General features: G+C 33.9%; 24 protein-coding genes and 1 pseudogene. All 25 read left to right on the top strand.

Annotated features, from left to right (window positions below; genetic code table 11):
* The first annotated feature begins 20 nt into the window (after window positions 1-20).
* The 25 genes and pseudogenes from dnaG (at window position 21) to N9R04_RS06765 (ending at window position 22,376) form a co-directional block, all read left to right on the top strand.
* A complete protein-coding gene (dnaG, locus tag N9R04_RS06885; protein WP_262855971.1) occupies window positions 21-1,799 on the top strand; it encodes a DNA primase in 1,779 nt (592 codons plus the stop codon).
* A gap of 136 nt (window positions 1,800-1,935) precedes the next feature.
* Window positions 1,936-3,042: an RNA polymerase sigma factor RpoD gene (rpoD, locus tag N9R04_RS06880; protein WP_262855970.1), complete on the top strand. Its 1,107-nt coding sequence runs from the start codon at window positions 1,936-1,938 to the stop codon at window positions 3,040-3,042.
* A gap of 80 nt (window positions 3,043-3,122) precedes the next feature.
* Window positions 3,123-3,806: a tRNA (adenine(22)-N(1))-methyltransferase gene (locus N9R04_RS06875; protein WP_262855969.1), complete on the top strand. Its 684-nt coding sequence runs from the start codon at window positions 3,123-3,125 to the stop codon at window positions 3,804-3,806.
* The gene (locus N9R04_RS06870; RefSeq protein WP_262855968.1) at window positions 3,803-4,900 is read left to right on the top strand and encodes a Nif3-like dinuclear metal center hexameric protein; all 1,098 of its coding nucleotides are present in this window, start codon (window positions 3,803-3,805) and stop codon (window positions 4,898-4,900) included. The genes N9R04_RS06875 and N9R04_RS06870 overlap by 4 nt, the downstream gene beginning before the upstream one ends.
* A 41-nt stretch (window positions 4,901-4,941) precedes the next feature.
* The gene (locus tag N9R04_RS06865; protein WP_262855967.1) at window positions 4,942-6,279 is read left to right on the top strand and encodes a DEAD/DEAH box helicase; all 1,338 of its coding nucleotides are present in this window, start codon (window positions 4,942-4,944) and stop codon (window positions 6,277-6,279) included.
* A gap of 15 nt (window positions 6,280-6,294) precedes the next feature.
* Window positions 6,295-7,185 carry a deoxyribonuclease IV gene (locus N9R04_RS06860; RefSeq protein ID WP_262856032.1) on the top strand — a complete coding sequence of 297 codons (891 nt, stop codon included), beginning with the start codon at window positions 6,295-6,297 and terminating at the stop codon, window positions 7,183-7,185.
* A 422-nt stretch (window positions 7,186-7,607) separates the two neighbouring features.
* Entirely contained in the window at window positions 7,608-8,396 is a 789-nt protein-coding gene (locus tag N9R04_RS06855) for a metal ABC transporter ATP-binding protein (protein WP_262856031.1), read from the top strand.
* Window positions 8,393-9,256, top strand: a complete 864-nt coding sequence (locus N9R04_RS06850) for a metal ABC transporter permease (protein ID WP_262855966.1) — start codon at window positions 8,393-8,395, stop codon at window positions 9,254-9,256. The genes N9R04_RS06855 and N9R04_RS06850 overlap by 4 nt, the downstream gene beginning before the upstream one ends.
* Window positions 9,243-9,650 carry a Fur family transcriptional regulator gene (locus N9R04_RS06845; RefSeq protein ID WP_262855964.1) on the top strand — a complete coding sequence of 136 codons (408 nt, stop codon included), beginning with the start codon at window positions 9,243-9,245 and terminating at the stop codon, window positions 9,648-9,650. Before N9R04_RS06850 ends, N9R04_RS06845 begins: the two co-directional genes overlap by 14 nt.
* A 451-nt stretch (window positions 9,651-10,101) precedes the next feature.
* A complete protein-coding gene (locus N9R04_RS06840) occupies window positions 10,102-10,701 on the top strand; it encodes a superoxide dismutase (protein ID WP_262855963.1) in 600 nt (199 codons plus the stop codon).
* Between the two features lie 369 nt (window positions 10,702-11,070).
* Window positions 11,071-13,122 (top strand): peptidoglycan D,D-transpeptidase FtsI family protein, encoded by a 2,052-nt coding sequence (locus tag N9R04_RS06835; RefSeq protein WP_262855962.1) that lies wholly within the window; start codon window positions 11,071-11,073, stop codon window positions 13,120-13,122.
* Between the two features lie 142 nt (window positions 13,123-13,264).
* Window positions 13,265-13,414: a 50S ribosomal protein L33 gene (gene rpmG, locus N9R04_RS06830; protein WP_262855961.1), complete on the top strand. Its 150-nt coding sequence runs from the start codon at window positions 13,265-13,267 to the stop codon at window positions 13,412-13,414.
* Window positions 13,415-13,687: 273 nt separating this feature from the next.
* Window positions 13,688-14,215, top strand: a complete 528-nt coding sequence (locus N9R04_RS06825; protein WP_306439838.1) for a 5-formyltetrahydrofolate cyclo-ligase — start codon at window positions 13,688-13,690, stop codon at window positions 14,213-14,215.
* A 12-nt stretch (window positions 14,216-14,227) separates the two neighbouring features.
* The gene (locus N9R04_RS06820) at window positions 14,228-15,667 is read left to right on the top strand and encodes a rhomboid family protein (protein WP_262855959.1); all 1,440 of its coding nucleotides are present in this window, start codon (window positions 14,228-14,230) and stop codon (window positions 15,665-15,667) included.
* 1 nt (window position 15,668) lies between these two features.
* Window positions 15,669-15,863 carry a YqgQ family protein gene (locus tag N9R04_RS06815; protein ID WP_262855958.1) on the top strand — a complete coding sequence of 65 codons (195 nt, stop codon included), beginning with the start codon at window positions 15,669-15,671 and terminating at the stop codon, window positions 15,861-15,863.
* A gap of 6 nt (window positions 15,864-15,869) precedes the next feature.
* Window positions 15,870-16,856 carry an ROK family glucokinase gene (locus tag N9R04_RS06810; RefSeq protein ID WP_262855957.1) on the top strand — a complete coding sequence of 329 codons (987 nt, stop codon included), beginning with the start codon at window positions 15,870-15,872 and terminating at the stop codon, window positions 16,854-16,856.
* A complete protein-coding gene (locus N9R04_RS06805) occupies window positions 16,856-17,182 on the top strand; it encodes an MTH1187 family thiamine-binding protein (RefSeq protein WP_262855956.1) in 327 nt (108 codons plus the stop codon). The genes N9R04_RS06810 and N9R04_RS06805 overlap by 1 nt, the downstream gene beginning before the upstream one ends.
* Window positions 17,182-17,808, top strand: a pseudogene (locus N9R04_RS06800) (MBL fold metallo-hydrolase). The gene N9R04_RS06805 and the pseudogene N9R04_RS06800 overlap by 1 nt, the downstream one beginning before the upstream one ends.
* A gap of 436 nt (window positions 17,809-18,244) precedes the next feature.
* A complete protein-coding gene (gene comGA / locus N9R04_RS06795) occupies window positions 18,245-19,219 on the top strand; it encodes a competence type IV pilus ATPase ComGA (protein ID WP_262855955.1) in 975 nt (324 codons plus the stop codon).
* Window positions 19,191-20,258 carry a competence type IV pilus assembly protein ComGB gene (gene comGB / locus N9R04_RS06790; RefSeq protein ID WP_262855954.1) on the top strand — a complete coding sequence of 356 codons (1,068 nt, stop codon included), beginning with the start codon at window positions 19,191-19,193 and terminating at the stop codon, window positions 20,256-20,258. The genes comGA and comGB overlap by 29 nt, the downstream gene beginning before the upstream one ends.
* 12 nt (window positions 20,259-20,270) lie before the next feature.
* A complete protein-coding gene (comGC, locus tag N9R04_RS06785; protein ID WP_262855953.1) occupies window positions 20,271-20,588 on the top strand; it encodes a competence type IV pilus major pilin ComGC in 318 nt (105 codons plus the stop codon).
* Window positions 20,589-20,628: 40 nt separating this feature from the next.
* Window positions 20,629-21,018, top strand: a complete 390-nt coding sequence (locus N9R04_RS06780) for a competence protein (protein WP_262855952.1) — start codon at window positions 20,629-20,631, stop codon at window positions 21,016-21,018.
* Entirely contained in the window at window positions 21,005-21,292 is a 288-nt protein-coding gene (locus N9R04_RS06775; RefSeq protein WP_262855950.1) for a hypothetical protein, read from the top strand. Before N9R04_RS06780 ends, N9R04_RS06775 begins: the two co-directional genes overlap by 14 nt.
* A 59-nt stretch (window positions 21,293-21,351) precedes the next feature.
* Entirely contained in the window at window positions 21,352-21,708 is a 357-nt protein-coding gene (locus N9R04_RS06770) for a competence type IV pilus minor pilin ComGF (RefSeq protein WP_262855943.1), read from the top strand.
* A 206-nt stretch (window positions 21,709-21,914) separates the two neighbouring features.
* A complete protein-coding gene (locus N9R04_RS06765; protein WP_373316348.1) occupies window positions 21,915-22,376 on the top strand; it encodes a shikimate kinase in 462 nt (153 codons plus the stop codon).
* Window positions 22,377-22,509: the final 133 nt, after the last annotated feature.

The following is a 22,509-nucleotide window of genomic DNA, read 5'->3' as shown; positions in this document are numbered from 1 at the left end:
AAAATGCTAGGTGATCCATAGTGCGCATAGATCAATCTGTTATTAATGAAATCAAAGAGAAGACTGATATATTAGATGTAGTAAGCGAATACGTCAAATTAGAAAAAAGAGGGCGCAATTACATAGGATTGTGTCCTTTTCATGATGAAAAAACACCTTCATTTACAGTTTCTGAAGATAAGCAAATTTGTCATTGCTTCGGTTGTAAAAAAGGCGGCAATGTATTTCAATTCATACAAGAAATTAAAGATATACCTTTTCAAGAGGCAGTAAAAGAACTAGGTGAGAGAGTCAATATTCAAGTCAATGTACCTACTGGCTCTGAGTCTTCTTCACATCAAATTGCTTCAGATGATTTACAGATGATTGAGATGCATGAACTCATGCAATCCTACTATCACTACGCTTTACTGAAAACCGTTGAGGGAGAAGAGGCGTTAAATTATTTAAAATCAAGAGGTTTTACAGAAGAAATAATTGAAAAACGAAAAATTGGTTTTGCACCTGATCATCCTCAGTTTTGCCATGATTTCTTACAGAAGAAAGGCTATGATATTGAACTTGCATATGAAGCAGGCCTCTTAGCTAGAAATGAAGAAAGCTTTAATTACTACGATCGATTCAGAAATAGAATAATGTTTCCTCTTAAGAATGCCCAAGGACGGACTGTAGGCTATTCAGGACGTACTTATACGAATCAAGAACCTAAATATCTTAATAGCCCTGAAACACCTATCTTTCATAAACGGCGCCTTCTTTATAATTTAGATCAAGCAAGACGTTCCATTAGAAAGTCTGATGAAATTTATTTGTTAGAAGGCTTTATGGACGTCATTAAATCAGACCAAGCTGGTTTGTCTCCAGTCGTTGCGACGATGGGGACTGAGTTATCCCAAGAACACTCTACAGTAATACGGAAATTAACTAACAATGTTACGCTGTTATATGACGGTGATGAAGCAGGCCAAAATGCTTCCTTAAAAACAGGTCAGCGCTTATTAGAGCAAGGGTTTAATATTTTTGTTATCAAATTGCCTAATAACATGGATCCTGATGATTATATTAAAACTCACGGAGAAGAAGCATTTACTCAGTTTGTCGCACGCGAGAAGAAGTCATTTGTTACATATAAAATTAATCTACATAAAGACGAAATACTACATAATGACTTAGCATACGAAAAATATTTGAAAGAAATCACTCAAGATATTTCATATATGTCATCATCAATTTTACGTAAGAAAGTCTTGCAAGAAGCGGCAGAATTGTTTAAAGTGAATTCTGATAGTCTTAATCGCTCTGTAAATCAATATTCACGTTTCGAGCCTTCTCATGATAGTGATGTCCGAATCGCTCCTGATTTTGGTCGACTCAATAAATATGAAAGAGCGGAAGTTTCTCTATTAAAACATTTCACTAGAGATAAGGATACTTTCTTGAATTATCAACAAAAACTGGAAGTAGAAGACTTTTCAAATAATTATTTTAAACACATATTTGACGTTTTGCGTAATTTTTATGCTGAGAATGATGTCTTTAAGCTGAGTGATGTTTTACAATATGTTGAATCTGATGAATTGAAGGAAGCTTTTATGGCACTTGATAACTATATGTTAAACGATATGCCATATGAACAAGAATTAGAAGATTATATTAATATTCTGCTTGCTAACAAGCAAGATGACTCGATAGATATACTTAAACATAGATTACAAGAAGCAAGTCGGTTAAATGATTTAGAACTACAAAAGTATTATTTAGAGAAAATCAAAAAATATTATCAAAACACGAAACTATAGTGTACAAAACAACCTTATATTTAGTATAATAATAGGGTTACTGAATGTTTAACACCAGGAATAGTTGTGAATGAATATAGTGTAATTTGTACTCGTTATTAATACATTGTTGACATTATAATCGGGAGGCCTTTTCATGTCTGGTAATGAAGTGAAAATAAAAAAACAAACGATCGATCCATCTCTTACTCTTGAAGATGTAAAAAAACAGTTGATTGAAAAAGGAAAAAAAGAAGGACATCTAAGCCATGAAGATATCGCTGATAAACTCCAAAACTTCGAAATGGATAGCGATCAAATGGACGATTTCTTCGACCAACTCAACGATAATGATATCAACCTGATAAATGAAAAAGATAACTCAGATACTGATGAGAAACTTAACCCTAATGATCTCAGTGCGCCTCCAGGTGTCAAGATTAACGATCCTGTGCGGATGTACTTAAAAGAAATTGGTCGCGTTGATTTACTCAGCGCTCAAGAGGAGATCGAATTAGCTAAGCGAATCGAAGAAGGGGACGAGGTCGCTAAATCTCGCTTAGCTGAAGCTAACTTAAGATTAGTTGTAAGTATTGCGAAGCGTTATGTAGGCCGTGGAATGCTGTTCTTAGATTTAATTCAAGAAGGTAATATGGGACTAATTAAAGCTGTAGAAAAGTTCGACTTTAATAAAGGATTCAAATTTTCTACTTATGCTACCTGGTGGATACGACAAGCAATCACTCGTGCTATCGCTGACCAAGCACGTACAATTCGTATCCCAGTTCATATGGTTGAAACGATTAATAAACTTATTCGTGTGCAAAGACAACTACTTCAAGATCTTGGACGTGATCCAGCTCCAGAAGAAATTGGAGAAGAAATGGACTTACCACCTGAAAAGGTTAGAGAAATCTTGAAGATAGCACAAGAACCTGTATCTCTTGAAACACCTATTGGCGAAGAAGACGATAGTCATCTTGGTGATTTCATAGAAGACCAAGAGGCTCAAAGTCCTTCAGACCATGCAGCATATGAACTACTAAAAGAGCAATTAGAAGATGTGTTAGATACACTGACTGATAGAGAAGAAAATGTGCTTCGGTTACGTTTTGGACTCGACGATGGAAGAACTCGAACGTTAGAAGAAGTAGGTAAAGTGTTCGGTGTAACGAGAGAACGGATTCGTCAAATAGAAGCCAAAGCTTTAAGAAAGCTAAGACATCCAAGTCGTAGTAAACGACTTAAAGACTTTATGGATTAATTTAAAATGGGGTGTGACTACTGATCCTTCTTACTCGGATATAGTCTCATCCCTTATTTTTACACTTGAGGAGTTATCTTATGATACATATTAATAGAAGACTGCAACTCGTTAGCCAGTACATCCAAGGTCCTAAACTCGCTGATATAGGTTCAGATCACGCGTATTTACCTATCTATGCCTTACAACACAATATTGTAAATACAGCTATCGCTGGAGAAATTATTGAAGGACCTTTTCGAGCATCGATTAAAAATGTCGAATCATATGGTTTATCTGAATTAGTAGACGTTCGCAAGGGAGACGGTTTATCTATTCTAGCTTCCGATGAAAAGGTAAATACGATTACGATTTGCGGTATGGGCGGGCCTTTGATAGGCCAAATATTAGAATCGGGTAAACATGCATTGCAGTCAAATCCTCGTCTCGTACTTCAAAGTAATATTCAAACCGCAGCTCTTCGTCAAACCTTACAAAATCTGAATTATTCTATCGTTGATGAACTAATATTTTTTGAAAAAAAGTTTATTTATGAAATTGTTGTAGCAGAAGTGCTAGATAAACAACGTCAACTGTCGCCACATGAAATTAAATTTGGCCCTATATTAATGCGTAATAAAAATGAAGCCTTCAGATCTAAATGGACAAAAGAACTTTCTACTCTGAATGAAATTAGCTCTAAATTAGATGAAGTAAAGCATAGAGAACGTCTAATAGCTTTAAATAAGGAAATAGATTCAATCAAAGAGGTGCTATTCACATGAAGTTACAAGAATTAATCCATACGCTTAATTATCAAGTCCCTTTTAATTCAGCAGAATCTTGGGACAATGTCGGTTTGCTTATCGGGGATGAGACCTCAGAAATTACAGGTATATTAACTACGCTGGATTGTACGGAAGGAGTAGTAGATGAAGCGCTTGAAAAAGATATGAATACAATTATTAGCCACCATCCTTTAATCTTTAAAGGGATTAAAAATATTAATCAAAGCGATGGGTACGGAGCAATTATACGTAAATTGATCAAACATGATATGAATCTCATAGCGCTACATACTAATTTGGATGTTCACCCTAATGGAGTGAATGCGATGCTAGCAAATCGTATACAACTGCTTGATACATCGATATTAAGCCCTAATCTTCATCACTATTATAAAGTTCAAGTCTTCATTCCTGAAGACTCTTCAGAAACTTTTAAAAGCAAACTGAGTGAATTAGGTTTAGCTCAAGAAGGAAACTACGAATCATGCTTCTTTCAAACCACGGGGCAAGGTCAATTTAAGCCAGTCGGTGCAGCAAATCCAACCATAGGGACCCATGATAAAATAGAATACGTAGAAGAAACTAAAATTGAATTCATGATTCGTTCAGATCAAAAAGTTCTAGCTCAAAATGCGATTGAAAAGTACCATCCATATGAAACGCCGGTATATGATATCATGCAAATGTCTAAGAACAGCAATAGCGGTTTAGGTGTAATTGGACATTTAGAAAAAGCGCTTTCTGTTGAAGAGTTTGTCCAACATGTGAAGAAGCAATTAGACATGAAAAGTGTACGCTTCATTGGTAACTTGAATGACAAAATTCAAAACGTAGCAATCATAGGTGGCGCTGGTATAGGTTTTGAAGAGTTAGCTCAACAGGCAGGTGCAGACATTTTCCTCACAGGAGATATTAAACATCATGAGGCTTTAGATGCTAAAATAGCTCATATAAACATGCTAGATATCAATCATTATAGCGAACACGTCATGAAGGAAGGTTTAATTCAATTGCTACAACGATGGTTCGAAGACTTAAATGTCCCTATTGAACCTTGTAAGATCAATACCGATCCGTATTATTATTTCTAGTACTTATTAAATAACGAATACTTATAGAGGAGTTAATATTAATGTCAAAGCATCCTTTTGAACATTTTAATTTAGATCCATCATTAATTATGGCGGTAAAAGATTTAAATTTTGACAAACCGACACCTATACAAAATCGAATCATTCCAAAAATAATCAAACGAACGAATTTAATCGGTCAATCTCAAACAGGTACTGGTAAATCTCACGCTTTCTTATTACCTCTAGTCCATAATATAGACCCAAATATCAAGGAACCACAGGCAATTATCGTAGCACCTACAAGGGAACTCGCTCAGCAATTATTTAATGTGGCTCAGCATTTAGTTCGTTTCAAAGAAGGCGTAACGACTAGATTATTTATTGGAGGTTCGGACATAGAAAGGGATAAACAGCGATTAAATCATCAACCACAACTCATTATTGGTACACCTACGCGTATTAATGATTTAGCAACACACGGTGATTTACACGTTTACCAAGCCTCTTATCTTATTATAGATGAAGCAGATTTGATGATTGATTTAGGATTAATAGAAGATGTAGATCATTTAACTTCTCGTTTAGATCGTTCTGCTCATATAGCTGTATTTAGTGCGACTATCCCTAAATCGCTTCAGCCATTTTTAAATAAATACTTAGAAAATCCGGATTATGTGAAAATTAATAATCAAACTCAAAATAAGAAAAATATTGACTTTTATTTAATACCTACCCGCAGTGAATCTAAAGTAGAGAAAACCCTTAAATTGATCGATATTCTCAATCCATACATTTGCATAATCTTCTGTAATAGTAGGGAAAATGCAAATGAGCTTCTAAATGAATTAAATCATGAAGGTATTAAAGCAGGCATGATACACGGCGGTCTTTCACCTAGAGAACGTAAACAGCAAATGAAACGTATTCGTAACCTTGATTTTCAATATGTGATAGCTAGCGACTTAGCTTCTAGAGGCATTGATATCGAAGGGGTGAGTCACGTTATCAATTTTGATGTTCCTCATGACATTGACTTCTTTACCCATCGAGTTGGTCGAACAGGGCGTGGACAATATAAAGGTATAGCTATTACACTTTACAGTCCTGATGAAGAAGATTATATAAGCCTCATTGAGGAAAAGGGATATCAATTTACTAATGTAGATATTAAAAACGGTGAACTCAAAGAAATTAAAGCGCATGATAAGCGTAAAAAGCGTCAAAGAAAAGAAGATCATTTAACTCAAAAAGTAAAAAGCAAAGCCCAACGTAATAACAAAAAGAAAGTCAAACCAGGATATAAAAAGAAATTTAAGAAAGAACTTGAAAATCTCAAACGTCAGGAACGAAAACACTATAGCAAAAAGCAAAAACGTTTAAAGAGAAAGAACAAATAAGGATAGGTGAATTATATGTTATTAGGCTCACATGTGTCTATGAAAGGAAAAAAGATGTTACAAGGCTCTGCCGAAGATGCTCATAAAAATGGAGCGACTACCTTCATGATTTATACTGGAGCACCTCAAAATACTCGCCGTAAAGCTATAGAAGATCTCAATATTGCCAACGGACACAAAGCGATGGAAGAATTTGGCTTATCAAATATTGTGGTACATGCGCCTTATATTATAAATATTGCTAATACACAAAAGCCACATGTATTTGAACTCGGTGTGGATTTTCTACAAAGTGAGATAGAGCGCACTCAAGCTATAGGAGCTAAGGATATCGTGTTACACCCGGGCTCTCACGTAGGAGCAGGCGCAGATACTGGAATTAAGAAAATTATCGAGGGACTTAATGAAGTTCTTACTCACGATAATGATGTTCGAATCGCATTAGAAACGATGGCAGGTAAAGGTTCAGAAATAGGCCGTAATTTCGAAGAGCTAACTCGTATAATCGATGGAGTAGAGCACAATGACCGCCTCTCAGTATGCTTTGATACTTGTCACACGCATGATGCTGGTTATAACGTTAAAGAGGATTTTGATGGCGTACTGAACGAGTTTGACAAGATTGTTGGTATTGATCGTATTAAAGTCGTTCACGTTAACGACAGTAAAAATGAAATAGGCGCACATAAAGATAGACATGAAAATATTGGATTTGGTCACATCGGCTTCGATGCGCTTAATTATATTGTCCATCACGATACGTTTACTGATATTCCTAAAATACTAGAAACACCTTTCGTTGGTGAAGATAAAAAGAATAAAAAAGAGCCTTTCAAATTCGAGATGAATATGCTTAAATCTCAAACTTTCGATCCAAATCTTAAAGAAAAAATCATGAATCAATAACACCTCATCTTCGATAAAACTATTGTTTGAAGTGAAAATTGCTCTCGATCTACAACATATTAGAAAATTATTAATTATAATAAAGGGAACGCCCTTATGACATTTTTATAAGAGATAAGTACTACGTCGTGTTACGTCCTAACATATCATTAAAATAAATTCTTCGGGAGCGGGAGAGAAATCTAATTTGAATAAAAAGATTTCTCTCCCGCTCCCATGTTCAGGTTCTGCTCAAATCCAAAACGCTTTTGTCCCGCCTCTTAGAATTCGTCCTTACATAAAGATGACTAACGATGTTAACTATACTGTTTGCCATTTCTCGTCTATAACTTTTTTAAAGCCATTAAGTGCTATTGTAGCCAGGCTCTTTTTAAGTCGAAAACATTACTATTTACAATAAATATACTTACCTGTATAGTATAATACGAGGTGAAAACATGTCTGAACCAGTTTTTGAATTAAGAAATATAGATTACTTTTACGACCACAAACATGTTTTAGAAGATATTAATATTCAAATTAATAAAGGGGAGTTTCTCGCAATAGTGGGCCCTAATGGGGCGGGAAAGTCAACACTATTGAAGCTCATTTTAGGGCTTTTGCCTTTGCAAAGAGGCGAGATATTTATCGATGGCGAGAATTATAAAGAACAACAAGAAACTCCTAAAATAAGTTACGTTTCCCAAAAAGCACGGGCGTTCAATGCCGGTTTCCCTGCAAGTGTTAAAGAAGTAGTTCTGAGCGGGCTTACCAAACAAAGACGCTTAATGCGGTGGTTTAGTAGTAGTGATAAGAAAGCTGTCTCAAAAGTGCTAGCAAGGCTTAATATTGAGCATCTCATCGATCGAAATATTTCAGAACTATCCGGGGGGCAACAACAGCGGATACTTATTGCACGGGCGCTCATAAGCGAACCGAGCATATTAGTATTAGATGAACCTACAAACGGAATCGACGCTAAACACGTTAATGAATTCTATCAAACGTTAGAATCTTTAAAACACGAAGGTGTCACTATTATTTTAGTTACTCATGACATCGGCGTCGTAGCGGATACAGCGACTGAAGTTGCTTGTTTAAACAAACATTTGCATTTTCATGGTTCAACTGAAGAATTTAAATCTTTAGATGAAGTTGAAATCTCTAAAATCTATGGCCATCCGGTTAGGTTTGTAGACCATCAACACGACAGGGAGTGCTGTAACTCATGATCGATGCAATATTGAATTTTGATTTCGTTAGATACTCTCTTATCAGCGGAATTTTAATAGGGTTAGTTGCACCCTTGATCGGCGCGTTCATCGTCGTGCGTAGACTTTCATTAATTGCTGATGCACTTAGTCACGTGACGCTCGGTGGTATTTCATTCGGGATGTACTTAATTTCAATTATGCCTGCAGTTGCTCTTATCAATCCTATGTGGTTTGGTATTTTGTACGCTATAGTAGGAGCATTACTAATAGAGAAATTACGTTCTTCTTATAATAACTATCAAGAAATCGCAATACCTATTATCATGAGTGCAGGAATTGCTTTAAGTGCGATCTTCATCTCTTTAGCTGATGGCTTTAATCAAGAGATTGTGGGACTATTATTTGGTTCTATTAGTGCTGTTACATTTAGTGATACGATTACTATTACGATCATTACTGTAATTGTTCTACTCTTCATTTTATTATTTTACAAAGAACTATTTATATTATCTTTTGATGAAGAATATAGTACTGTTATAGGTATACCGAAATGGATACAATTCTTGTTTATTGTTATTGTCGCAATGGTCATTTCAGCCTCTATGCGTATCGTTGGAATCTTACTGGTAAGTGCTTTAATTACCCTTCCAATTGCAATTTCTTTACGTATTACTCGATCATTTAAACAACTTATTGGATTAAGCATTCTTATCGGTGAATTTTCGGTAGTTGCAGGTTTAGTGATATCTTTTTATATGAATATCTCTCCTGGCGGTGTTATTGTACTGTTACTCGTTTTATTACTAGCGATAACGATGATTGCTCAAAAATTGAGATCGAGAAAAGCTAAAGGAGCTATAAGTTATGAAAACAGATAAAGCTATTAAAATATTGAAAGATAACGGTCACAAGTATACGAATAAACGTAGAGATATGATAGCTCTATTCGTAAAAGAGGATAAATACATCAATGCTAAACACGTGCAACATTGTTTAGAGCAGAACTATCCAGGTATTTCTTTTGATACGATCTATCGTAATTTACATTTGTTTAAAACTTTAGGCATAATTGAAAGCACAGAATTAGATGGGGAAATGAAATTCAGAATAGCTTGCACAAATCATCATCATCACCATTTTATTTGTGAAGTTTGTGGAGACACTAAAGTGATAGATTACTGTCCAATCGACTACATTAAATCTTCGTTACCCGGTGTTAGCATCAATACTCATAAATTAGAAGTTTATGGTGTTTGTGAAACTTGCCAGTAACGCTATCATTTTCAAATTAATCAAAATTACGGGAGCGGGACATAATGGTCTTTGACTAGAGAGAAAGAGGCTGGGACATAATGTAATGTCTCAGTCTCTTTCAGCATCTTGGCAGTAGATGACTGATTTGAAAATGCGCTTGTATCGAGCTTTTTTCAATTCTAGTCATCCTTGCCGGGGCGGGACTACGAAATCTTTTATTCAAATTAGCTTTCTGTCCTGCTCCTTTGTAATTTTTGATTTTACGACATAGGCCATTAGTATGAAATCTGATAAAACTACTCATATTGAGCGTAAAAATGTTTAATTAATCGTTATATGAGATATAATATAAACGTAAAAGATAACAATAGGTAGTGATTTCACAGAGTAGATCAAGCAAAATCTTTGTTGTCATCATTTAACATTGTTATTCTATAGCTTAACACAGTACTTAGGAGGATGATTATTTATGGCTTTTGAATTACCAAAATTACCTTACGATTACGATGCGCTAGAACCATATATCGATAAAGAAACAATGACTATTCACCATGACAAACATCATAACACTTATGTAACTAAATTAAATTCTGCTATTGAAGGTACAGATTTAGAATCTAAATCTATCGAAGAAATCGTTGCTAATTTAGATTCTGTACCTAGTGACATTCAAACAGCTGTTCGCAACAATGGTGGTGGTCACCTTAACCATTCATTATTCTGGGAAATGTTAACACCTAACTCAGAAGAAAAAGGTACAGTTATCGACGAAATTAAAAAACAATGGGGCTCATTAGACTCATTTAAAGAAGAATTCGCTAACACAGCTGCTGGACGTTTTGGTTCTGGCTGGGCATGGTTAGTAGTTAATAATGGTAAGCTTGAAATAACTTCAACACCTAACCAAGATAACCCAATTACAGAAGGCAAGACACCTATCTTAGGTTTAGATGTTTGGGAACATGCTTACTACCTTAAATATCAAAACGCACGTCCAGAATATATCAAACAATTCTGGAACGTTGTAAATTGGAGCAAAGTTGACGAATTATATAATGCAGCTAAATAAGTCTATATATTTAAGTGACATCCGTTCAACTAACTTAATAATTAATTAAATTAAGTAGAAAGGTACTAAGGCGGCAAAAATAATGCCCTTGGTGCCTTTTCTTTTATTTAAAATCTATTATTTTTTAAAAGCACTTAAATAAGTGTAAGTTGACTATTTCAATTAATAAATCATCCTAGTCATTATTAACTGATCAAGCTCTGGTTAATTATACTGTGACTCACGTATGTCACGGGTTTTGAAAACTTATAATACTTAATCATTTAACCGAATTAAATTCTTCTTCATTTATTTGATTAAAATGATAGAAAAATCTAGCAATATCATTTATGCTTTTAAAAGAGAACTTTTGAATAGAGGTAGGTTGACTTGTTAAAAAGGTTAAAAGAAAAATCTAATGATGAAAAAATTAGAAATACCATGAATAAAAGAATAAGGTTTATTTTTGGTATAATTGTTTTTATTTTTGCAATCATCGTTTTACGACTAGGTTATTTACAAATAGCCCAAGGTTCTCATTACAAACAACAAATAAAAAATAGTGAAAACATAACTGTTAATGAGTCTGTTCCTAGAGGTCGAATTCTCGATAGAAATGGCAATGTGTTAGTAGATAATGCTTCAAAAAAGGCTATTACCTACACGCGTGGTAAGAAGACTTCACAAAAAGAAATTTTACAAACAGCGAAAAAGTTATCTCATTTAATACATATGAAAACTGATAAAATAACTAAAAGAGATAAACAAGATTTCTGGATTCAGCTTCATCCTTACAAGTCTCAACAGATGATGAAGCATGAAGAAAAACTATTAAATGACGGTAGTATTTCTCAGGAGCAGTTTGACGATGCTCAAAGAGATAAAGTTGGTAAGAATCAATTCAAACAGTTAAGCAAAGATGATTTACAAGTTCTTGCTATTTATAGAGAAATGATGGCCGGAGCTACCTTAAATCCTCAGATGATTAAAAATGAGGGTGTTACCGACAAAGAATATGCGGCTGTTTCTCAAAAGTTATCTGAACTTCCCGGCGTGAATACGACGATGGATTGGGACCGTAAATATCCTTATGGTAAAACGTTAAGAGGCGTCTTCGGCGATGTATCGACACCTGAAGAAGGATTGCCTAAAGAATTGACAGATAAATATCTTTCAAAAGGTTATTCACGAAATGATAGAGTGGGTAAATCTTATCTTGAATATCAGTACGAAAATGTGCTTAAAGGTAAGAAAAAAGAGATGAAATATACGACTGATAAGTCAGGAGAAGTAAAAAACTCAAAAGTAGTTAACCCAGGCTCTAGAGGTGACGACCTTGTTCTAAGCATTGATATAGATCTACAGCAGAAGACAGAAGAATACTTAGAAAAGGAAATTAAGAAGCTAAGAAGTGAAGGCGCTAAGAATATGGATAAAGCCATCATAGTAGTTCAAGATCCTAAAAATGGTGATATTCTTGCTATGGCTGGTAAACAAATTGATAAAGACGGTAGTTTAACCGACTACGATATCGGTAGCTTTACTAGTCAATATGCTGTGGGCTCTTCTGTTAAAGGTGGAACTTTACTAGCCGGTTATCAAAATAATGCTATAAAAGTTGGAGAGCACATGATTGATGAACCACTTAAGTTTGGTGGTGGATTAACAAAACACTCTTACTTCAACCAACATGGTCGTAAAGAAATCGATGATCGAGAAGCATTAATGTATTCCTCAAACGTTTATATGTTTAAAACGGCACTTAAAATAGCTAAAGACGCATATTATGAAAATATGCCTCTACCACACAATATTTCTGATGCAGGGAATAAGCTGCGAAAAGGTTTAAATCAAGTGGGATTAGGTGTTAAAACGGGCATCGATCTACCTAATGAAACTAGTGGACAAATAGAGAAATTAGATACAAATGCAGGTAATTATTTAGACTTAGCAATTGGTCAATATGATACTTACACACCGATGCAACTCCTTCAGTATGTCTCTACCATCGCTAATAATGGCTATCGTATTCAACCTCATATAGGTCTTGAAGTTAGGGATGCTACGAATAAAGATGAGTTAGGACCAGTTAAACATAAAATAAAAGGTAACGTGTTAAATAAGGTTAATAACACCCCTGATCAACTAAACGAAGTTCAACAAGGTTTCAAAATGGCATTTAATAAAATACAAGGAACAGGTTACCAAAGTTTCCATAATACCGAGGTACCTTCAGCTGGGAAAACAGGTACAGCAGAAGTTTTCCAAGATGGACATCCACGCGTTAATTCAACTTATATTGGTTACGCACCAGCTGATAATCCTAAGTTGGCATTCTCGATAGTTTACACCAACCAACCTGTACCAGAACCATGGTTGAATGGCGGTGACTTAGGACGGGACGTTATAAATTATTACTTTAAAAATCATAAAGAAGACTAAGTGTTGATATCTCTCCTTTAATATTTTTGAATCGTAAAATAAAAAGGGAACATCAAATTATCATTTATTTACTACTTTTCAATTTACTTATGAAGTGGTATCATAAATAAGTCGTATTATGAAGATATAAGGAGGATTAAACATGCGCGTAGAAGTAACTCTTGCTTGCACTGAATGTGGTGACAGAAACTACATTTCATCTAAAAACAAGCGTAATAATCCAGAGCGTATTGAAATGAAAAAATTCTGTTCACGCGAGAATAAACACACTTTACATCGTGAAACTAAATAATATTTTCAATATTATAGAGAGGTCGGGGCAATAGCGTTTAGGATTTGAGCAGAACCGAACGATGACCAAATTTGTTTTTCAAATTTTGTCGAATCGTGAGCGTTTCTGGCGACAATCCTGCTTTTGGGACACCGTTAATCGGTATCCCAGAGCATAGAAACGTTTTGTCTCCACCTCTCTTTTTTATTTCAGAGCTGCCCCTGAATGACAGCTTAGAGATAAGGCGTTATAATAGGAATAGTCTTAAATGAGTGGGTGATATCAGTGGATAAGATGCAAATTAGACAATTAACATTAGATCAGATGAAGTCTCTTGATTATGAAACAAAATTATCTACTGATCAAATTTTAGCTAATAGACTGTTTAATAGTAATCTATATCATGATGCTAGAAACATCGGCATAGTACTTTCTATGCCTCACGAAATAGATACCAAACCTATCATTCAACAAATGCTTAATTCTTCCAAAAGGGTCTTTGTACCAGAGACAAATTATGAAACTAAGAAGATGGATTTTAAATTATTACCTAACCTAGATGGCTTAGGTACTGATGAAAAAGGTATCCCATGTGTCATTGAAGATACCCTAATATGTAACGAACTCGACCTATTGATTGTGCCGGGCGTTGCTTTTAATAAAGAAGGTTATCGTATCGGATATGGCGGTGGCTTTTTCGATCGATTTATCAGTCAATATAAACCTAAAACAATAAGTTTAGTATATGACTTTCAACTTAAAAGTTTTAATCATGAAACACATGATCAACCAGTCGATAGTATGATTATTGCATCAACCTAATCGGAGGCTACTATGATATCAGAAAAAGAGTATTGGAAAGAAATTTATTTTTGGATTAAATATAGAAATTATTATCTAGTACATACAAAAGACTCCTATTCAGAAGTCTGGTTAGCTCATAAACAATCTTCCAAAATAAGTATTTTTCATTATGGTGCACAATCTTCACAAGACATTCGTTTTCTTAAAGCGCGAGTTGAAGAACATTATAATGATATTTCACAACACTTAGATTTTAAACCCAAAGCCTTTAATATATATATTTTTACAGATGTCTCTTTGACCGAGAACCTCTCTACTGAAACTAACTATGCTAAATATGACTATAGAATAATAAATTCTTCACAATATTTTCACAACCAACATTCGAATATATTCTATAAATGGAGTAGTAAACTTGAGGGCAAGAAGACCAAATCTCATTATAAAAGGTTAGTCTTGAATGATAATCCGATAGAAAAACATATGATTCGTTTCGCTCCAATAACCTATAGTCTTATTGCACTGAACATTTTAATATGGCTAATCATGTTCTTAGTAATCAACCGTTTTTCAGATATCAAACTGTTAGACGTAGGCGGATTAGTGCACTTTAATTTTGTTCATGGAGAATGGTATAGACTTATTACTTCGATGTTTTTACACTTTAATTTAGAGCATCTATTTATGAATATGATAAGCCTATTTATATTTGGTAAGATTGTTGAATCTATAGTGGGGCACTGGCGAATGCTCGCCATCTATTTATTTTCAGGGATTTTTGGAAATTTCGCCTCTCTTTCATTTAATACTCAAACTGTTTCTGCGGGAGCGAGCGGTGCCATCTTCGGATTAATTGGTGCAATCTTTACTTTTATGTTTATTGCTAAAACGTTTAATCGTAAAATGGTAGGACAGCTACTCATTGTTCTAGTCATACTTATAGGTATATCGATCTTTATTCCTAATATTAATATTATCGCGCATATTGGTGGCCTCATAGGAGGCGTGCTCATAACTTTAATTGGTTATTATTATCGTTCAAATCGCAATGCTTTTTGGATCACTTTAATTATAGCTTTAATACTTTTTATCATTGCTCAAATTCGAATTTATACTATACAAGAAAAGAATATTTACAATCATATCATTGCGAATGAAATGAAAAAGGGCGACTACTCCAGTGCTAATAAGATGGTTAAACACACTATTTCCAAGCACTATGACGATGATTATACGTACTATTTAAAAGGTTTAATCACGGCAAGCCAAGAGTCAAAGACAGAAGCTATATCAGTGTGGCAGCGTGGTTTGCGTATCTATCCTCGTTCGAGTATACTGAACTACGAGCTTGCAGTAGCTAGTCGTGCTTTAGATAATAAACAGAAAGCTAAAAAGTATATAAAAAAAGCAGTTAGCGAAGACCCAAATAATAAAGCTTATCAACGGCTAAAAGACGAGTTGGATGATTAGCATGAATTATAAAATTAATGACTTCTATGACGTTTTACAACTTTTAAAACAATTTGGCTGCATTATTTATTTTAAAGACCCGCTAGATCGATTAGAAATGATTGAACAAGAAATCAACTCCCTTTATCACTATGAGTTGATTTCTAAGGATGAGTATCTTAAGTGTAAAGTTATCATTAGTCAAAAAAGGAAGTAATTAAATATGTCAGAAATAATATTAGCAGCAGATATCGGTGGTACGACTTGTAAACTCGGTATTTTTAATTCTAATTTGGATCAACTTCATAAATGGTCAATTAAAACTAATACAACTGATCCGACGGGCTACAAACTTTTAGAAGACATTTATTTATCATTTCAAGAACAATTAGATCATCTAGATTATACATTTGATGATGTGCTTGGCGTAGGCATTGGTGTACCCGGACCTGTTGATTTTAAATCGGGTGTAGTCAATGGTGCCGTCAATTTATACTGGACAGGTCAAGTCGATGTTCGTCGCACTTTCCAAAACTTTATTGATTGTCCAATCTATGTTGATAACGATGCTAACGTAGCAGCACTAGGCGAAAAACATAAGGGAGCTGGAAATGAATCTGAGGACGTTGTAGCTATAACGCTTGGTACAGGTCTTGGTGGTGGTATTATTTCAAATGGTGAAATAGTTCACGGTCACCAAGGTTCTGGTGCAGAGATAGGTCACTTCCGTATTGATCAAGATCAAAGGTTTGATTGTAATTGTGGTAAATCAGGTTGTGTAGAAACAGTTGCTTCAGCCACAGGGGTACTCAATTTAGTTTATTTTTACTATCCCAAACTGACATTTAAGTCTTCAATTCTAGAAAAAATAAAAGCCCATAAAGTAACTGCTAAAGATGTGTTTGATGCTGCTAAAGCAGGAGATCAGTTCTGTATATTTATCACAGAAAAAGTAGCTAATTATATCGCCTACGTGTGTAGTATTATTAGTGTCACGAGCAATCCGGAATATATTGTCTTAGGCGGTGGTATGTCTACAGCAGGAGATATTTTAATTGAAAATATTAAAACCGAATATTACAATTTAACTTTCACCCCAGCGCAACATGACACTAAAATAGTTCAAGCTCAACTCGGTAACGATGCAGGTATAACTGGCGCAGCTGGATTAATATACACTTATGTAATTGAAAGAGGAGGACTAAAGTAATGGCTATAGTTGATGTGGTAGTTATTCCAGTAGGTACAGAGGGACCTAGTGTGAGTAAGTACATAGCTGAGATTCAAACTAAATTAGAGGAATATAAAGCTAAAGGTAAAATTGATTACCAGCTCACTCCTATGAATACACTAATTGAAGGCGATTTAAATGAGCTATTTGAAGTAGTACAAGCAATTCATGAGTTACCGTTTGATAAAGGCTTAAACAGAGTCTGTACGAATATCCGTATCGATGATCGTCGAGATAAATCGCGTAAAATGAATGATAAATTAGACTCTGTTCACAAACATTTAAATAAAGATGGTGAAAGTTAATGTATATTTCTCACTTAACATTAGGTATTGCAAGTACTAATACTTATTTTATCGAAGAGAATAATAGTATGATATTAGTAGACCCTTCTAGTGAAAGTTAAAAGATTCTAAACAAAATTGAATCAAGTGATTCAAAACTAGTAGCAATATTACTTACGCACGCTCACTTTGATCACATTGGCGCTTTAGATGATGTGCTTGCAAAGCATGATGTTCCAGTTTACTTAAGTGAGAAAGAATTTGACTTTCTCACAGACCCAGAAAAGAACGGGGCTGCTAAATTTAAACAATATGGGCTACCTGAAATAAGAAGTTATGCCGATCCTACTCCTCTTGCGGAGGGGGATCTTACCATAGCGGATTTTAATATAAAGGTGCTGCATACACCTGGGCATTCTCCTGGTAGTTTAACTTATATTTTTAAAGACTTTGCTATTGTCGGTGATACTTTATTTAACAATGGTATTGGGAGAACAGATCTCTACCAAGGTGATTTTGAAACTCTTATCGATAGCATTAAATTTAAACTCTTCGATTTAAATGAAGTCTTACCTCTATATCCGGGTCATGGGCCGTCTACAACTATAGAAAAAGAGATCGATAATCCTTATCTTTTAGGTTACTAATAATTAAGGCTGGGATAAAAAGGTCTTTGACTAGAGAGAAAGAGGCTGGGACATAATGGTCTTTAACTAGAGAGAAAGGGTCTGGGATATTATATAATGTCCCAGACCCTTTCAGCATCTTGGCAGTAGATGACTGATTTGAAAATGCGCTTGTATCAAGCTTTTTCAATTCTAGTCATCCTTGCCGGGGCGGGACTACGAAATCTTTTTTTAAAATTAGATTTCTGTCCCGCTCCCTTCAACATCTCGGCAGTAGATGACTGATTTAAAAATGCGCTTGTATCAAGCTTTTTTCAATTCTAGTCATCCTTGCCGGGGCGGGACTACGAAATCTTTTTTTAAAATTAGATTTCTGTCCCGCTCCCTACTAATAATCCCCCATTGAATAAGAGTAATATTAACACCTCCTACGTGTATATAAATAGGAGGTGTTTTTTTGAAGCTTTTATTTAAGGAAATTATAAGCCGAGCGATTAACAAAGAGGCTTCAGATGTACATTTTATTCCAGCTGAGGAAGTAGTTTATATTAAATTTCGAATCAATGACAATCTAATTAACTTTGAAACAGTGAACCGAAATACTTATTCTAAGTTACTTACTTACATGAAATACTTAGCAGGATTAGATGTTTCAACGCATATTACGGCTCAAAGTGGTCGATATCTCTATCAATCGAAGCAACCCTTTTATCTAAGAATTTCAACCTTGCCTTTATCCCTAGGTATCGAAAGTTGTGTTATACGTCTAATACCTCAATATTTTAAAGGGCAAAAGGATTCTAAATCAACTCATGTTCTATATAACCTTATGAATAAGAAGCAAGGGTTAATTCTTTTTAGTGGTCCGACTGGCTCGGGGAAAAGTACTTTAATGTACCAAATGATATTACATGCGAAAAAGAAACTCAATGCTAACATTATTACTGTAGAGGATCCTATAGAACAGCGAATTGAAGGGATAACCCAGATCACTATTAACGAAAAAGCTGGTATAACTTATTCCTCCTCATTCAAAGCGATTCTAAGATGTGATCCAGATATAATCCTTATAGGAGAGATAAGGGATAACAATGTAGCTAAATATGTTATTCAAGCAAGTTTAAGTGGACACTTAGTATTATCAACCATTCATGCAAGTGATTGTGTGGGGACACTGTTGCGTTTACGAGAAATGGGCATTACTGAACAAGAGATCAAACAATCTGTATTAAATATTACTAATCAACGTTTACTCCCTAATAGTGAAGATCAACGAGAGTTAGTTTGCGAGATGATGTCGAAAGCTGATATTAACTATTTCTTTGCGAACAAAGAAACGCTTCCTTTCGAATTTAATAATTTGTCATGTATTCTATCAAAAATGTCTAAAGAGGGGGTAATATGTGAAGAAACTATCGATAGATATCTCTAAATTACTCAGCAAGAAGCCTCTTAATACGCTAAACCAAATTGAATTACTTAAACGTTTAGCTGATCTATTAGCACATGGATTTACTTTAACTGAAGCATTTCAGTTTCTATTTCAATATCTCACATTAAAAGAACAATCGTTACATCATAAAATTTTAGACAAGCTAGAAGAAGGAGAATCTTGTACTACAGTTCTATCGTTGCTTAAATATCCTAAAACTATTATTACTCAAGTTTACTTTTCAGAGAAATTTGGTGAATTACTCAGCTGTTTAAATTCTGCTATAGAATTTATGGAGCAGAATCATAAAGCTAAACAACAGTTACTTAAAACTTTGCAATATCCAATTGTATTACTATCAGTATTCATTGTTATGCTTGTAACATTGAATCAAACGGTTATACCTGAGTTCCAACATTTATATGCTACGATGGATGTTCCACTTTCTCCATTTCAAACATTTTTGACAAACTTTATTAAACTTTTACCTCCTTGTATATTACTGTCCTCTATATTTCTATTGCTTATGTTTTTAATAGTAAAAGTTATCTTTTCAAGAATGACGATAGCCCAACGTATTAAATTCTCCCTCCAAATACCTATATACAACAGTTATTACAAATTATTTAAAACATATCGTTTGGCTAATGAATTCTCACTTTTTTATAGGAATGGTGTTAATTTGAATCACATAGTAAACATCTATACTCAACAGCAAGAAGATACTTATTTGCACTATTTAGGCTACTATATAGCTACGAAGACTGAAAAAGGAGTGGCACTTGAAGGCATTTTAGCTGAACTTGGTTGTTTTGAAAGCGAATTAATAACGTTTATAGCTCAAGGTCAAAAAAAGGGAAAACTTGAAGTAGAACTTAAATTATATAGTTCTATACTCATTTCTAAAATCGAACGCCTTATATTAAAGCATTTACGCTTTATCCAACCTACAATTTTTACCTTACTCGCTCTCTTAATAGTTTCTTTATATCTTGTTATTATGCTACCTATGTTTGAACTAATGCAGTCAATCAAATAGAAAGGAACCTTCATGAATAAATTTAAAGTTAAAAATTTAAAAAAAGCATTCACTTTAATAGAAATGTTACTAGTACTTCTTATAATAAGCTTACTATTAATATTAATTATCCCCAATATCTCAAAACAGTCAGAGCATATTCAATCTACCGGGTGTAATGCTCAAATTAAAATGATAAATAGTCAAGTAGAAGCATATACTCTAAAGAATGACCGTAAACCTAATTCGATAGATGATTTAGTTAAAGAGGGCTATATCAAAGAACAACAAAAGCACTGTAAAAATGGGCAAAATATAGTTCTTCAGAGTGGAGAAGCTCGTGCTGAATAGCAATTGTAAAGGCTTTACTTATATAGAGACACTATTTGTTATGTTAATCATTAGCATACTACTTTATATTCAAGCACCTTCATCTAAAATTAATTATCAGTTTAATAAGTCCGATCACAAAAATATAGCTCAGTTAATCACTCACTTTAATCTTTATAAATCTTTAGCAATTAAAAAGAAGCATTCTATAGTTCTTTATTTTCATAAAGGGGCTAATCGAATAAAAGTAAAGGAAGAAGGAAATAAGAAGGAAGATTATATCTTTTTGAGTAAAGGGTTCATTGATAACAGAAGCAATTTGAACTACATTAACTTCGATAAAAAGGGCCATATCAATCAATTTGGCTCTCTATACATTAACATCAATTCAAATGTTTACAGAATTATATTTCATATCGAAAAGGGGCGAATTCGTTTTGAAAAAGCTTAATGTTAAAGGGAGTCTGTTATTGGATGGGTTAATTTCCTTGAGTATCATATCACTACTCTGCTTTCTATTAGTGCCATTAATGATAAAGCTAGATCACACTTTAACAGAAAAGGAAAGTGAAATCGAAATGAAACGTTTATTAGCAACTGTAAGTCATAAATATTCTTTAAGAGAATTAAAGCATGGTTTACAGATTTCAAATTCCAATATTTATACCTACAATGACCAGTTATGTATTACTTCCAAACATAAGTCTTTATGCACAAGTATTTAAAATTAAATAGTTTTACATTTATAGAACTTTTACTCGCTTTATCCCTGACTTCTGTTATTTTGTTAACGCTCCCTTTATTAATAAAGAGTACCTCCTTTTTCGATTCCCAATTATTAAACAATACTGATATAGATTTAGAATTCTTTGCTCGAGATTTAATAGATGATTTCTCAAATGCTCGCAATACTGTTATTTCACAAAAGAATCAAGTTACTACGATCAAGTCACCTAGTTCAAAAGTCAGCTATACATTTAATCATCATAAGATAATTAAACAAATAGACGATAGAGGTAACATTACTGTGTTAAACCATGTAAGTTATTTTGAAGCTCACAAAATTAATAAGTTGCTCATCGAAATTAGAATTAAAATACAGGATAAACAATATGATAAAGAAAAAATCTTCTATATTTAAAGTAAACGCTTATTTATACCCTTTAGTTATGGGGGTTTTTATGCTATATTTATCACTAATTTCAATCTATGTTGTCCAGTATACAATTAAGATCAAAACATTGGATAACATTGAAAGTTATTACGACGATAAAATTAAACACTCAATACTAAAGGGAGATTACAGTGAAAAAAAATATTGAAGCTCCAATTATTATTACCGGGTTTATGGGAGTAGGGAAAACGACTTTCGGTCAGTATATAGCTGATTTGAATAACTTATCCTTTGTAGATTTAGATGAATATATAGTTAAAAATGAGAGTCAAAGCATTCCAACTATTTTCAATGACTACGGCGAAAGCTATTTTAGATCTCTAGAAGCTAAATATTTACACGAATGTTTAACAAAGTTTAACGTTATAGCAACAGGAGGAGGTATCATTGAAGGAGATGAATCTTATGAATTATTACGAAAGCAAAAGTTCGTGATTTGGCTAGATTGTCATATAGAAATAATCTACAACCGTATTAAAGAGGATAAAAACCGACCAAATGCAAATAAGAAATCATTAACTGACTTAAAAAACTTGTATTTTAATAGATATTCAAGATATAATGAAATCGCATTCATTAAAGTGAATAGTAATCAACCTCTTAAAGATTTATACAGTGCAATCTTTAGAGATTGAACATGCGATTGATCAGTGTTGGAGAGAATGAGGTCGGGTTAAGTTATCTTATAGTATCTTTGAAAGATTCAGATTTAGGCTTTCTTATGAAATATCTAGTAGATCTAATTAATGAAACTCAGCAAATCATTTC

The sequence above is a fragment of the Staphylococcus marylandisciuri genome, assembly GCF_025519785.1.
GTDB classification, from domain to species: Bacteria; Bacillota; Bacilli; order Staphylococcales; family Staphylococcaceae; genus Staphylococcus; species Staphylococcus marylandisciuri.
Note: the sequence above shows the minus strand (reverse complement) of the source record. Positions and strands in the feature narration are given on the sequence as shown.